Raw genomic sequence first — 483 nt, forward strand, 5'->3', positions numbered from 1 at the left:
GTACTACTGTTGGTACTGATTTGAATGTCCATGATGCACCTCAATTAACCTAATGAGCTAGTAATAACAAAACTAACTATCCTCTCGAAATAAAATGCCTTTTACTACAAAGGGAGATCCGTAACCGAATCTCCCCTTAAGTTTAAGCCAAAACTATTTTTATAGTAACGACAAAGCAACTTGAGGTAACTGGTTAGCCTGAGATAACATCGCAGCCCCAGTTTGTTGCAGCACTTGGTTTTTGGTCATTGTTGCTGTTTCTTTTGCAAAATCCACATCGACGATACGACTTTTGGCGTCTGCAACATTAGATTGAGTGTTCGCACTGTTACTAATGTTGTACGCTAAGCGGTTTTGAATAGCACCTAAATCACCACGCTGAGTATCAATCGTTTTGATAGCTTTATCAATAGATGCCAATGATGACTTACGGTCTGCCGATGTAGCATTATCAATACCACCAATTGACAAACTGGTCTTATC

1 protein-coding gene is annotated in these 483 nt (G+C 39.3%); it reads right to left on the reverse strand.

Going from position 1 to position 483, the window contains the following annotated elements; all coding sequences use genetic code 11:
• Positions 1-159: 159 nt before the first annotated feature.
• The coding region (locus AAEZ02_RS21845) for a flagellin (protein WP_351125030.1) at positions 160-483 on the reverse strand (324 nt) is incomplete at its 5' end.

It is taken from the genome of Shewanella sp. T24-MNA-CIBAN-0130, assembly GCF_040310185.1.
Lineage (GTDB): Bacteria > Pseudomonadota > Gammaproteobacteria > Enterobacterales > Shewanellaceae > Shewanella > Shewanella psychromarinicola.